12 protein-coding genes and 1 tRNA gene are annotated in these 12,951 nt (G+C 42.4%); 10 read left to right on the forward strand and 3 right to left on the reverse strand.

From position 1 onward, the window contains the following. Positions 1 to 216 precede the first annotated feature (216 nt). Positions 217 to 1,215: an ankyrin repeat domain-containing protein gene (locus QUE24_RS10505; RefSeq protein WP_286303787.1), complete on the forward strand. Its 999-nt coding sequence runs from the start codon at positions 217 to 219 to the stop codon at positions 1,213 to 1,215. 585 nt (positions 1,216 to 1,800) lie between these two features. On the opposite strand, the gene QUE24_RS10510 is transcribed toward QUE24_RS10505, so the two are convergent. Next, positions 1,801 to 3,156: a reverse transcriptase domain-containing protein gene (locus tag QUE24_RS10510; protein WP_286303788.1), complete on the reverse strand. Its 1,356-nt coding sequence runs from the start codon at positions 3,154 to 3,156 to the stop codon at positions 1,801 to 1,803. A gap of 285 nt (positions 3,157 to 3,441) precedes the next feature. On the opposite strand from QUE24_RS10510, the gene QUE24_RS10515 reads away from it, so the two are divergent. Continuing rightward, positions 3,442 to 3,518 (forward strand) — tRNA-Arg (locus QUE24_RS10515). A 413-nt stretch (positions 3,519 to 3,931) separates the two neighbouring features. On the opposite strand, the gene QUE24_RS10520 is transcribed toward QUE24_RS10515, so the two are convergent. Beyond that, on the reverse strand, positions 3,932 to 5,299 hold the full coding sequence (locus QUE24_RS10520; RefSeq protein ID WP_286303789.1) for an acetamidase/formamidase family protein: 1,368 nt from the start codon (positions 5,297 to 5,299) through the stop codon (positions 3,932 to 3,934). A gap of 233 nt (positions 5,300 to 5,532) precedes the next feature. Then, positions 5,533 to 5,763: a sulfurtransferase TusA family protein gene (locus QUE24_RS10525; RefSeq protein ID WP_286303790.1), complete on the reverse strand. Its 231-nt coding sequence runs from the start codon at positions 5,761 to 5,763 to the stop codon at positions 5,533 to 5,535. A 95-nt stretch (positions 5,764 to 5,858) separates the two neighbouring features. Here QUE24_RS10525 and QUE24_RS10530 point away from each other — a divergent pair, with 95 nt between their 5' ends. From QUE24_RS10530 to QUE24_RS10565, 8 genes are all read left to right on the forward strand, one after another. Next, positions 5,859 to 7,307, forward strand: a complete 1,449-nt coding sequence (locus QUE24_RS10530) for a beta-barrel assembly-enhancing protease (RefSeq protein ID WP_286303791.1) — start codon at positions 5,859 to 5,861, stop codon at positions 7,305 to 7,307. A gap of 5 nt (positions 7,308 to 7,312) precedes the next feature. Next, a complete protein-coding gene (locus QUE24_RS10535; RefSeq protein WP_286306109.1) occupies positions 7,313 to 7,798 on the forward strand; it encodes a thiosulfate oxidation carrier protein SoxY in 486 nt (161 codons plus the stop codon). Beyond that, entirely contained in the window at positions 7,798 to 8,115 is a 318-nt protein-coding gene (soxZ, locus tag QUE24_RS10540) for a thiosulfate oxidation carrier complex protein SoxZ (RefSeq protein WP_286303792.1), read from the forward strand. The genes QUE24_RS10535 and soxZ overlap by 1 nt, the downstream gene beginning before the upstream one ends. Next, positions 8,112 to 9,830: a PAS domain-containing protein gene (locus QUE24_RS10545; RefSeq protein ID WP_286303793.1), complete on the forward strand. Its 1,719-nt coding sequence runs from the start codon at positions 8,112 to 8,114 to the stop codon at positions 9,828 to 9,830. The genes soxZ and QUE24_RS10545 overlap by 4 nt, the downstream gene beginning before the upstream one ends. After that, the gene (locus QUE24_RS10550; protein ID WP_286303794.1) at positions 9,827 to 10,471 is read left to right on the forward strand and encodes a response regulator; all 645 of its coding nucleotides are present in this window, start codon (positions 9,827 to 9,829) and stop codon (positions 10,469 to 10,471) included. Before QUE24_RS10545 ends, QUE24_RS10550 begins: the two co-directional genes overlap by 4 nt. 144 nt (positions 10,472 to 10,615) lie before the next feature. Next, a complete protein-coding gene (gene pqqA / locus QUE24_RS10555) occupies positions 10,616 to 10,687 on the forward strand; it encodes a pyrroloquinoline quinone precursor peptide PqqA (RefSeq protein ID WP_081443609.1) in 72 nt (23 codons plus the stop codon). A gap of 213 nt (positions 10,688 to 10,900) precedes the next feature. Beyond that, the gene (locus QUE24_RS10560) at positions 10,901 to 12,175 is read left to right on the forward strand and encodes an ATP-binding protein (RefSeq protein WP_286303795.1); all 1,275 of its coding nucleotides are present in this window, start codon (positions 10,901 to 10,903) and stop codon (positions 12,173 to 12,175) included. Then, positions 12,172 to 12,816: a response regulator gene (locus tag QUE24_RS10565; RefSeq protein ID WP_286303796.1), complete on the forward strand. Its 645-nt coding sequence runs from the start codon at positions 12,172 to 12,174 to the stop codon at positions 12,814 to 12,816. Before QUE24_RS10560 ends, QUE24_RS10565 begins: the two co-directional genes overlap by 4 nt. Positions 12,817 to 12,951 lie beyond the last annotated feature (135 nt).

Raw genomic sequence — 12,951 nt, forward strand, 5'->3', positions numbered from 1 at the left:
GTAAATAGATATTGGAGTCGGTTAACTTTGATATGGATGGTATCTCTCATTTTGCCTTAGCTTTTTGCCAAGGCGGCATTAGACTTGATTTATAGTCCACATAGTTAGTTTCTGATAGTTTGGCAAGCCAAGTGAATACGCACAGTACAACGGCTGGACACATGTAATGTACTTGTGTAGTTTTCTCGGTTCTTAAAGTAATACGAAAAGGACTTCATGATGGGAAAGTTGAAAAAAACAGCTGAACTTGGTGTGGGTGCGGGTGGAGCAATCTCAACTGTTTGTGGTCTGGTTGCTGATTTTTTTATGCCAGTTGCTCCGTATGGTATCTATTTAGGCTTCGCTGGCCTTCTACTACTCCTAATTTCGATAGTGTTATTTTTTACTCCGTTCACTAATAAAAGGCTGGCTGTAGCTATGAACGATAGCTGGTATCTGCCTTCTTTTGTCTTATTATTAGTCTTTACTACTTCAATGTTCGGTTTTTACTACTTTGGTAAAAGTGTACAAGGTGGTAGCGGTTATTTAGCTGGTAGTTTTGAAGAACTGAGCCATTTACAATCTCAAATTCTTGCAACTAATCTTCAGATAGAAGCAAACACAAGAGAGACTGCTTCGAATACAAAGCGTACTTCTGAAAATACTGATGCTTTGACTCGATTGGTCAAACGAGAAACTAGTGGCGATCCCCGTAAGGAGCTTGGAAATTTGGGATGGAGTTGGTCTCAGAACTCTTTTTACGATGCCGTATTAACCAATAACGATGTTGTAGTAGACCTCTTTTTGCAGGGTGGAATGAGTCTTAATTCAACAGACTATTACAGCAACAATTTAGTAGCTCTCATATCATCTCCAAGGTCACATACTCAGCTTATAAAGTTGCTCAGAGCAAACAGTATAGAAAAAAATACAATTAATTCCTTGTCTTCATCTGTAGCTGTAATCGAGAACACAGTCCTCAGCCGGCAGCTCGAATCTTACTATCCTTCAATGGATTATAACAACTTAAACAAACCTTTCGCGAATCAAATGCAGATGACCCCATTGATAACTGCTATTTTCATGAATAATAGTGAATTAGCAGAACTGCTGATTCGAAAAGGAGCATCCACAGAGACTTATTGCAGTGCGTACGACGTAAATAATCCTAATTCATGTTTACTTCATACAAACCCTGTGCAGGAAGCTCGTAAAAAGGGGATTTTATTAAATTAAGTATATTCAATGAAAGCTTCTATTCTATAACCTCTTCTCCGTGTGTTTTATAAGCAGCACTATTGCAATTTGTTCCAATAGTGCATGTTTCTTGGGCTTATGCTGCAATGTAAAACATAAAGTCTAAATAACTGTATTTCAGAATAATAGACCCATGTAGTAGTCAAGACTTCGACTCTGTCAGTGACTTCAAAGTGCTTGTCGGAGTGTCCTTGACTTAGCTTGGTAGTAATTGTGGGTATGAGTTTGTGTTTGTAGTCCATATAACAGCTCTGTGGCTTGTTTTAAGCCAGTTTAGCAAGCCGAGGTAATAAGCCAATATTTCTCACTTTAAGCTCATAATTTGATCAGCGATTACGCAAAGATTTAGCCCACCAAACTTATTTTCCTTCTTCGCTACGATCCCAACTACATCGTAGTTAATATCGAAAACAGGACCACCACTGTTTCCACCTTGGAGAGGTTTGTCTACCTCGAAATAATTTACCAAGCTCTTAGTTATGAGGTTGGAAATGCCGCATAAATAGGTCGAGTGAGGGTTTCCAGTGTCGTATGATGGAAAGCCCTTGATAACGAGGCTTTGCATTAATTTGGGGGGTGGGCCGCTAGTTTAACTGAGGATTCCAACTCAGTTACCGGCACATCTTCAATTTGGCAAATCGCTAAGTCTCGATGCCAACATGTCTTTAATGGGGTGAGAGTGTATTTTGTGAAAGGACTACCCTGTCTGAATATTACTAACTTGGAGTAGTGCTGCTTAGAATCTAAATCGCCAATCACATGGGCTGAAGTAACTATTCCTATACCATCCAAATTGAAGCCTGTTCCTTGAGCTTCAATCATTCCATCTCTTGAAAACGCTTCAATTACCCAGAGAGATTTATTCGCGTTTTCTTCTGGAGCTGTAGTTTCAAAAAAAGCGAGTTTTAATTCTGGCTCAACAAGCTTGTTAAATCGCTTGGTTAATTTTGTGTAGATGGGATTCATTACTCCTCGAACTTGGCTCAGAAAAAGTAACTTACCTCGTACGACATGCATAAATGAGACAGGGCTCAATGATGGTCTCTGCTTCGTTCTGAATTTCTCATTGTATTTTTGCTCAGCAGATTCGTATCCAAACTTTTCCCAAGCATAGAGCATGGAGGCAATTTGCTTAACATAGCTACGCTTAACATTAGGAGTGTTATTTACCGTAAGCCCCGTTACCTCCATACGGACTCCAGGGTGAGATAGTCGTGTTTTTGAAGAGTTGAGCTTGAACCCACTGTCCTCGATAATTTCTAGAAGTTTTCTGCCTACTGTGTGTTTGCCGTCAGAGGTTTCAGTGACGATAGAGCTAGGTAACCTTGAGAGTTTGCAAGTAAAAGAGAATGTTATGTCGTCAGCATACCGCGTATAGCGACAGTTATGTTCAGCAGCTAATACCTGAAGCTTGGCGTCCATCTTTCTTGCAATCATGTTAGAAATAATTGGTGATGTCGGAGCGCCCTGAGGGAGCTTGCTCTGACACACACATATCTGGGCCAGGATGGTTGCTACTGAGTGATTAAAGTTGAATGGATCTGCCTGAAAGAGGTTCCGAATTCTGACAAAATGAATTGAGCCGTAAAAGTCTTCCAGATCTATGTTGAAAATAAACTTTCTGTCGAGATGTGCCTGGGCATTCGTGACAATACTCCTGTTATGAATAAAGCCATGAACTGAGGGTTTTGGAATGTATATTTCGTACAAAATATCTTTGAGTTTGCGCTGGATGCTTTTCAAATTTTTTGATGGTGACTTTATTATTCGTTTCCCACCGTTTTTTTTATTTAACTCAAAGGTTGTGTACTGAAAATCATGGTGACGGTACAGAATTCTGGCGAGTGATTTGTAGCTCATCCCAAAAAGACTTGCTACATCTTCTGCTGTCCTTAATTTAAGGAATGCCTCTTTTGTCATAAGTTGGAAGGGAACCTAGTTATTTCTCTTATACAACAACAGCGACCAAGGGACACCCATAGACGCCAGTAAGACCAGAAGAATAACCTTGTGATTTACTACCGCAGATAGACAGCAGAGATTAATACCTCTAGATTCCCTTCCACTAACAGATGATGATTGAAGCCAGTCTATTGTGTCAAGCGTAGTAAGTGGAAAGAAATTAATCGTTATCCGCTCAGCCGCCGGTTGCAAATTCAGGCAGCTCGAACCATCTATCACTGCCTGTTATAATGCCAGCCCGATGTCTCCGTAGCTCAGCTGGATAGAGCGTCCCCCTCCTAAGGGGAAGGCCGCAGGTTCGACTCCTGCCGGGGACGCCATTTAATCTTCATTTTTTCAATGAGTTACATTGCTCTGGTTTCAGCGTCGTATCCTCAAAATACTCATTTGGGACAATTTTGGGACACTCAAAATGCGTATTAGCCAGTGACCATTTATCTGTGGTTCGCTTTCAACCTATCGGCTTACTCTTTTATCCATACTAACTGGTATTCATTTTCCCTTTTTACAGATGATGAATGCACTCTCTGTTTTTCTGCAAGACACAGCAAGAGATCAGTCCCTCTATCAGCATAGATTGATAAATATAGTGATCAGTGGCATCTAAAGTTTAATCAAACTTTGGCGATACGCTCTTTATCACTAACTCATATTAAATTATTCATTAAAAAAGGCTACCCGTGGATAGCCCTTTTTTGCTTATATGACTAAGAAAAATATAAAGCCAATCAGTTTAGTCAGTATCGCCAGCAAATACGCGTTTTTCAATAACGCCATGAACTCCCCAGTTACCGTCAACAACTTGCGTTATACCGAAGTCAGCAGATACCGACATCAGTGAAATGGCTTCATCTTCACTGAGCCCTTTAGCTGTCATCAAAAAGTGACGCATTTTTCTAAAAGCATCACGCATGGCGTTATCAATAGACGATTTTGAGTAAATTTCACTCTGCGCTTTTTCTCCAAGTGCTTCGAGATAGTTAGGATAACTAAAGCCGTGAACAACCCATTCGGTGTCTGTTTCCAGAAGAGGATAATCCAGACCTGCCAAAACCGTCTCTTGCAGCTCATTTTGTTTATGGAGGATTACTTGAACGACGCCTGTCATTGAGGTTTCAATGGCAGTACCAGCAAGTTCAGAGTCACCTTGTGCAGCATGAGGATCGCCTGCACTGAGTAAAGCACCTTCAACAGCAACTGGGTAGTACATGGTGCCACCTTTACCAATACGCCAGTCATCAATGTTGCCACCAAAGTAACCGGGTGGAATAGAGTCGACATAATCTGTTTCGACCGGAGCTACACCCATTGTTCCAAAATGCAATCTGACTGGGACACGAATATTCTCAAGTACTTTTGTATTTTTGGTGATTTTGCTGTGATCAACGGGAACACCGGGGTAGTCAATTTTTTCATGGACAACACCATTGGGATCAGTCTGTGGAACCCATTGATAGTTATAGACGGCTTTTGCCCAGTCTTTCTCGCCTGTTGCATCAAGCTCAAAAATAGTGATGACTTCACGCGGTTTGGGGTCTTCGATCATATCGTTGTAGTGATACCCCCACCATGCTGCAGCATTAACGCCATATGTTTTGCCAGCATACTTAGGATTACCAGAAGGGCGTGGGTACATATCCAGAATACGTACTTCAAGGACATCACCAGGTTCTGCACCACAGACATAGACTGGGCCTGTTAAGACATGGACACCAAACCCTTCTCCGGCTCCACGACCATAGATTGACGCATCCATGGGGCCAGCACCTCGCCTGTCCACACCTTTATCATTTTTTTCCCATTTGAAAACGCTCTCAGCGCCAGGATCACCCTTTATCATTCTTTCTGCATCGTCATTAGCATGATGAGTCAGCGTTTCCAGGGTGACAAAATCACCAGAGTGGACAATGGCTTGTGGCGTTTTATTTTTACTAAAGTAGCCCCAATGAACGGTTTTATTGTTAGCCGGAATATAGTGATGTTTCGCTTCAGTTGATTCTGACTCGCAGCTTATTTCAGCAAATGCAGGGCTACCTAGTAGCGTGGCAAAAATAGAACTGGCAATGAAACCAGTATGTTTGAAAGGACTGACTTTGTTCATTAATAACTGCTCCGTATTTTTTAAAATTAAAAATCATTTTAAAAACAAGCAGATAAGGTGCCATCTTTCGAGATTGAAGAAAAAAGAAGGTTAGTTATTGTTTTTTCTGAATTTTATGTGGATGTAGATGTAGTTCTACGCTATCTTTGCCGGTACTGTGATGGATCATCTTAGAGCAAATGCGCGATATTGATGCGGGTAGATATCTGGTGGCGTGATCGCATGAGCTGGAATTAAGCCTTCTCAAGTACAAAATGATATTTATCATCGACTTCAGATGTGTCTATCAACTGATTACCCGTCATTTTACAAAATGCTGGAATATCTTTATTGGCGCCTTTATCGGTAGCAATTAATAACAGTTTCTGGCCGGATGTCATGTCCGCCAATGCTTTTCGAGCTTTTAATACTGGAAGAGGGCAATTAAGGCCGGATGTATCAATTTCTTTGTAAAATTCTGACATACTAGTTGTCCAATCTATTCTTAAAAATGACGCAATGATAAACGGATTTGTATTCACTGTCTTGCTGGAACCGTGTGCCCACATGATGAGTCTATTTGGCTTATGAGAACACTATATTACATCGTAAGTTTACTTTTTTTAGCCATCTAAGCACAAGCTGGGCGCTGGATATTGCCCTACCAGAGATGGGGGATAGCGCAGGTGAATTAATCTCTCCCCGAGAAGAACAGGAGATTGGTCAGGCTTTTTTCTGGCGCTTACAACAAAGCACGGACTTGGTCGAAGATCCTGAAGTGAATAGCTACATCCAGTCTTTAGGTTACCGCTTGGCCTCGAATAGTAACGAACCTAATTTGAACTACACCTTTTTTGTCGTGCCCGATGGTACGGTCAATGCCTTTGCCACTCCAGGTGGCTATGTGGGGGTTAACTCCGGATTGATTCTTACAGCCGCCAATGAAGATGAGCTGGCTTCTGTCATGTCGCATGAGATTGCCCACATCACCCAGCGTCACATCTTAAGAAGTTTTGAAAATTCGAAACGTATGACCATACCCCGCACAGCTGCCATGATTGCTGCTGCGCTGTTGGGGGCTGCGGATCCCAAAGCCGGTTCGGCCGCTATCATGGCAGTTCAGGCCGGAAGTATTCAGAGCCAGATTGACTATACCAGAGCGAATGAAGCGGAAGCGGACAATATAGGTATGCAGACATTGGTTCGATCAGGCTTCAATCCTGAAGCGATGCCAAGCTTTTTCGAGAAGTTACAGCAAGCCAGTCGGTTTTATGGGGGCGATGCGGTTCCTGAGTTTTTACGAACTCACCCTGTCACGACTTCGCGTATAGCCGATGCCAGAGGGCGAGCTTCTCAATTAAGTGTAAAGCCGAGGTTGTCTGATCATGAGCAGTTTTATCTGATTAAAGAAAAGCTGCGAGTGATGACGGCTCAAGATAGTGGGGAATTGATTAAGTATTATCAACATCAATTGACCAGAGATGATCTAGTCAATAAAGACCCTGTGAATTACGGTTATGTGCTGGCTTTGATTAAAAATGCACAGTACACAGCGGCTCGCCAGCGTTTGATGCCATTAATTGACAAAGAACCTGATCGCTTAACCTATCAACTCGCTTTAGCGGATATCGAATTATCTGTGGGCAGAGTAAAAGCAGCACTCGATATTTACGAAGATAATCAGCGATTGTACCCTGATGATCGTGCGCTGACTTTGAATCAGGTCCATGCTCTGTTAAGAACGGCTAGACCTGCAGAAGCGGCGAAGTTATTACAAACACAAATAGAGCTAGGTGAGGGCGGGCGCCAGATATACAGACTGATGGCGCAAGCGAAAGGGGACATGGGGCAAAAAAGTGAGTCACATGCCTGGCTTGCAGAGTACTATTATGAGTCTGGTTTACTCAAAGCGGCTGCAGACCAGTTGCATTTAGCTGCAGAGGCGGCAGGCAGAAATGAGTATCAACTATCAAAAATTGCTTCAAGGTTGAGAGAAGTTGAGAATGCCATGAGCGAAATGGAAAATTAAACGTGATGGAGAATTCAGACAAAAGCCGGCGAGATTTTTTGAAGAGTGCTATCTCAGCCTCGACATTGGCATTGGTGGCGAGTTCAGGTTTATTAGCTCCCAAGCGTGTTTTAGCACATTGGCCTGCGGATGCTTTTACGGCAGACACGGTTGAGGATGCGTTATTAGCATTGCTAGGTCAGGCCCAAGATATTCCACAAGATAAAGTCAGCTTTAAAGTCGGCTCGCCTCCAAGTTATGCTGTGAATGGTGCTTCGGTACCTTTTGAAGTGCATTCTTCGCTGGAAGATATTGAACGCATAGCTATTTTAGTTGATAAAAATCCTAATCCACTGGCTATGAGTATTGAATTGACGGCCGATGTGAAACTGCCATTCAAGAGCATGATTAAAGTCGCTGAAGATTCAAAAATAATCGCCGTTATCAGAGCGGATGGTAAGTTATATAAAACCTCACGTGATATTTCAGTGGATATTGGAGGCTGTGCTTAATGGCCATTACTGCTAGAGATCGAATTCGTGCGAAGTTGAAAGATGGTGATACCACTGTTCGTTTATTGCTTGCTCACCCAATGCATACGGGAAGAGCTAAAGATGAAAACGGTGAACTGATTCCCGCGGAGTTTATTCAAGATATTCGCTGTTGGCGAAATGGAAATGAAGTCATGGCTTTAAAATGTGGAACCGCTACTGCACGTAACCCGTATTTTTCTTTTCAGTTAGCTGGCGGAGCCGTGGGTGACAAGATCATGATTCGTTGGGTGGATAACCTTGGCGCCAAAGGCGTAACTGAAACTGAGTTACGATGAGTCTTAAATTAAAAGTTAATCTGTTTTTTACCGCATTATTATTGCTTTCATTACTGGCAAGTACAGGTGTATTGATATCCAATGCACGCCAATCAGTGCAAGTTGAAGTCGAAGATACAATGAATGCTGCAGCACGATTGATCACCTTGACTTTGGCTGATAAGCCTCTCAATCGCGAACATGGTATTAACGAACAAATTCATGAAATGGTCAAAGCGTTAAGCCAAATCAGAAGTTTACATATTCTGATGTTCGACACACAGGGCTTGTTATTTGAAGGCGAGCCTGATGAAACGCTTAAAGTTGAGCCACCAGAATGGTTTGTGAAAGTACTGTTTCCTGAAATTACACCATTGTCGAAACGTTTTGGCACTGGACATATGGTCATTTATGCAGCGCCAATGCAGGAAATCAGTGACCGTTGGATGGATATTCGAGGCATCCTGGCTCTAGGATTAGTCGTTTTTGTGTTTGTCAGTATTTTTCTCTATTGGGGGGTAGACTGGTTTCTACGACCATTGCAGAGATTATTACAGGTACTATCGGCGTTTGAAAAAGGTGATCTGCATCTACGTTTACCTGATTTTAGCTTGGGAGAGATGAATCAGATCAGTCAGACATTCAACCGGATGGGACAAGCGCTTGAATTAAGTATGGCTGAAAATCAACGCTTAGCAATGCTGGTAAGACAATCTGGTGATGCTATTTTGTCTTTAGATCACGCAGGCAATATCACCTTTTGTAATTCCACAGCTGAACGTTTATTCGCAAAGCAAACCTCAGTACTGAAAGGTGAGGCACTTGCCAACTTGGGTTTCGAAGAGTCACATCAGCAAATAGCTACCATTCTAGAAAACTGTGAAACCACTGAAAATATGGAAACAACACTGTTGAGACCGGATGGTGAGAAAGTATCACTACTGATGTCAACGGTGCCTTTGTTTGATAAAGAACAGCAGGTGATTGGTCTTATTTGTACGTTACGTGATATTACCGAACTAAAACAAGCCGAAGCCGCCAGAACGCAACTCAGAGAAACGCGTTTACTGACACAGCATATGGATGAAGTTCAGGAAGCGGAGCGACGCCACTTGGCCAGAGAACTTCATGACGAGTTAGGGCAGTGTCTGACGGCGATTAAGACCGATGCCGTATTAATCAGAAACCGTACAGAGCAGACTGAGCCACGTGTATTTAACAGTGCTCAAGCCATTATTGATACAGCCAGTCATATTTATGATGTGGTGCATAATATGATTACGCGCTTGAGGCCGAGTCCTCTTGATGATTTGGGGTTGGTGCCGACGTTGCAGCAGGCCATCACCAGCTGGCAAGAGCGAGAACCTGGCATTCACTTTGATATTCAAGTCTCTGGGCGTCTGGATAATTTGAATGAAATGATGAATATGACGGTATTCCGCGTTGTACAGGAAGCTATAACTAATGCAGTCAGACATGCGGATGCCACTCAGATTCATGTGCTGGTTAAAACACAGAAAAGCAGTGATAGCGAATTAGACAATCTTATTATTGAGATTAGAGATGATGGCAAGGGTATGGTAGTCAAAGACTTGCATTCTGATGTCGATTTTGGATTGTTAGGTATGCGTGAACGTGCGCAGAGTCTTGGTGGTGAGTTTCAACTTATCAGTGAGCCAGGTCATGGCGTCAAGATTAGCGTGATTATTCCTCTTAGAACGGACAGATTATTATGAGTCTGGATAAAAAAACAATATTGTTGGTTGATGATCACGAATTGGTCAGAGCGGGTTTCCGCCGTCTTTTAGAAGATGGTGATAAATTTACTGTTATCGCTGAAGCAGGAAGTGGGGAACAAGCCGTTCAAGATTTTAGCAAGTATCATCCGGATGTGGTGGTCATGGATATTTCTATGCCAGGAATCGGTGGTGTGGGGGCTATTGAAAGAATTATTGCAAGAGAGTCTTCTGCAAAAATACTTGTGCTTAGCGTGCATGAAGATAGCGTGTTTACTACCAGAGCCATGCAAGCAGGTGCTTTAGGATTTATACCTAAACGCAGCGCACCTGAAGAAATGTTGAGAGCTGTAGACATGGTTGCTCAAGGAAAAACCTGTATCGCCCCTGAAATTGCTCAGCAGCTTGCCATGCAGAAGTTAACCGGGTCAGAAAATCCGGTGGATGTCTTAAGCCAGCGGGAGTTTGAAGTGTTTCGACTACTGGCTGAGGGGAAAACCGTAAACGACATTGCGGACATCTTAAACTTAAGCCCTAAAACCGTAGGAACACATCATACGAATATTAAACAAAAATTGAATGTATCTAACTCGGCTGAGCTTGCCAGATTAGCGATTCGCTGTGGTTTGGTCGATGCTTAAGCGTTTATATTGCACAAAGCTGTTATTCAGAAAAATCCTGAGTGTTAACGAGTAAACCTCTCTGCGAATTATTCATTTGTCTGCGTAAACTTATCACCATGGAACTCAACCAATAGTGGCTGAGAGAATTAAGAGGTATTTACTATGTGGACTAAACCAGAATATTCAGACATGCGTTTCGGTTTCGAAGTAACAATGTACATTTGTAACCGCTAAACACCTTTCTCATACAGAGAATACAAAAAAGCCCCGACAACGGGGCTTTTTTTTGTCCCTTACTTTTGTAAAAGGGAATTTCTCCTATCTCCAAGACATCTCGGCAATACTAGAATGATTGTTTTTTTCACATAGTCTTGGTGCATGAATCTCAGATACAGACTCAATCTAATTGTCACAGCTGTTCTATTAATTATATTAGTGATTGGCGCCGTGAAGGCAATCCACAATGCTCGTGAAGATGTAAGAGCTGAAGTTGCCTCTACTATGGACTTTGCATTACATATGCTCGATGCCGAGTTAAGCCATTTCAGATTCAGGGATAAAGTACTTTCTGATGAGTCCCAGTCACCTTTTATGCTCAGTAAATTAGCCGGAGTTCGGCATCTGAGAATAGAGTTCTACGGGCCAACGAATCAGCTTATTGAAAGTAATGAAGATGAAAACAGCAATGAACATCAGCCTTATCCAGACTGGTTTGGCCAGGAGATGTATTCCGCACTTGATGATTTGAAACCTGAAAGACTGCCTGTTTACGTCAATACAAAGAAAATTGGCGAACTGGTTATCAAGCCAAAACCGGACAACGAAATCGCTGAGGCATGGGGGGAAACAAAAACCTTGTTGACCATGATTTCGCTGTTTTTTGTTTTTGTGAATATTCTGGTTTATATGGTCGTGGCCCGTGCGTTGAAGCCCATTGATCAAATTATCGCTGCTCTAACAGATATTGAAACTGGCAATCTGGACAGCCGCTTGCCTATTTTTGAATTACCAGAGATGGCCAGTATTAGTCACAAATTTAATATGATGGCATCTACTCTACAAAGCAGCATTCGTAATAATCACCGTCTAACTCAGCAAATCATCCGTTTGCAGGAAGCAGAGCGGAAAAGTCTCGCTCATGAATTGCATGATGAAATTGGTCAGCATCTGACCGCGATTCATGTCGATGCTTCAGTGATCAAGTCAACCAATGAGCTGGAAGCAGCTAAAAAGAGTGCTTCAGCTATAGATGAAGTGGTGGGGTTGATGATGGACATCCTCCGTACCATGCTTCAACGACTCAGGCCGGGCGGCTTGGATGAGCTAGGGTTTATAGCGGCTATGCAAGAACTGGTCGATAGTTGGCGTGAAAGACACCCCAATATTGAAATGGAATATCATTTTGATGGTGAGTTTTCATCGCTGGAAGAAAATGCGCAACTGACACTTTATCGTGTCATACAGGAATGTCTGACTAATATCAGTCGTCACTCCAAAGCCAATCAAGCTTGGATTGTCTTAAAAGAAGAAAAACAAATGATTCATTTGACCGTCAGCGATAACGGTAAAGGCTTTGACCCCAAACAACATACTCAACGTTTTGGTCTCGCAGGTATGAAAGAGCGATTAGACAGCGTGGGTGGCACTTTTGAAATTTCATCTAATTTAAATCAAGGCGTCACGATAGATGTGACGGTTCCTAAACAAGGAGATAATGCGTGAGCCAGTTAATTAAAGTTATGCTGACTGATGATCATGCCGTCGTCAGATCAGGTTTATGTCGTTTACTCGAACAAAATGCTGAAATCAAAGTGATTGCGGAAGCGGAAAGTGGGGAGCAAGCGTATCAAACTTATCCGGACAATAAGCCCGATGTACTCGTTATGGATATGTCGATGCCGGGTATGGGTGGGCTGGAAGCATTACGTCGAATTCTTCATCGCTGGCCAGATGCACGAGTCATTATGTTTTCGATGCATGAAAATGCGACCTATGCCATTCAGTCGTTAACAGCTGGTGCTATGGGGTACGTGGCAAAATCCGGTAATGCTGAAGATCTGGTCAAAGCCGTAAAAGAGGTAGCATCTGGAAAAAGCTTTTTAAGTGCTGATATGGCCCAAAAGGTGGCATTACAGAGTTTAACCGGAGATGATAATCCCACTCAGAGGCTAACTTCCCGAGAGTTTGAGGTCTTTCGACTATTAGCTGAAGGTAAATTAGTCGAAGAAATTGCCGGTCGTCTGAATATTGGTCAGAAAACGGTGGCTAACTATCAAACCAGCTTAAAACAGAAGCTAGATATTCATTCTCCGGTTGAATTGGTGAGATTGGCAATGAAATATGGGGTAATTACCGAGCAATGAGAATTGCTTAAATAATAGTTATTTCATGTGTTTAGGTTTTAATTCCTTGGTGCCTGTTATTTTGTTCCCGTGAAAATCGGGAATATTTGGTAATGATTCTTGGGCATAACGAGCATAAAGTGTGGGAACCATGTC

It is taken from the genome of Methylophaga marina (genome assembly GCF_030296755.1).
In the GTDB taxonomy this organism is placed as follows: Bacteria; Pseudomonadota; Gammaproteobacteria; order Nitrosococcales; family Methylophagaceae; genus Methylophaga; species Methylophaga marina.

Coding starts and splice junctions, on each gene's coding strand:
- QUE24_RS10505 (WP_286303787.1), top strand. CDS start 217: ATGATGGGAAAGTTGAAAAAAACAGCTGAACTTGGTGTGGGTGCGGGT.
- QUE24_RS10545 (WP_286303793.1), top strand. CDS start 8,112: ATGAGTCTTAAATTAAAAGTTAATCTGTTTTTTACCGCATTATTATTG.
- QUE24_RS10510 (WP_286303788.1), bottom strand. CDS start 3,156: ATGACAAAAGAGGCATTCCTTAAATTAAGGACAGCAGAAGATGTAGCA.
- QUE24_RS10535 (WP_286306109.1), top strand. CDS start 7,313: ATGGAGAATTCAGACAAAAGCCGGCGAGATTTTTTGAAGAGTGCTATC.
- QUE24_RS10550 (WP_286303794.1), top strand. CDS start 9,827: ATGAGTCTGGATAAAAAAACAATATTGTTGGTTGATGATCACGAATTG.
- QUE24_RS10520 (WP_286303789.1), bottom strand. CDS start 5,299: ATGAACAAAGTCAGTCCTTTCAAACATACTGGTTTCATTGCCAGTTCT.
- QUE24_RS10525 (WP_286303790.1), bottom strand. CDS start 5,763: ATGTCAGAATTTTACAAAGAAATTGATACATCCGGCCTTAATTGCCCT.
- soxZ (WP_286303792.1), top strand. CDS start 7,798: ATGGCCATTACTGCTAGAGATCGAATTCGTGCGAAGTTGAAAGATGGT.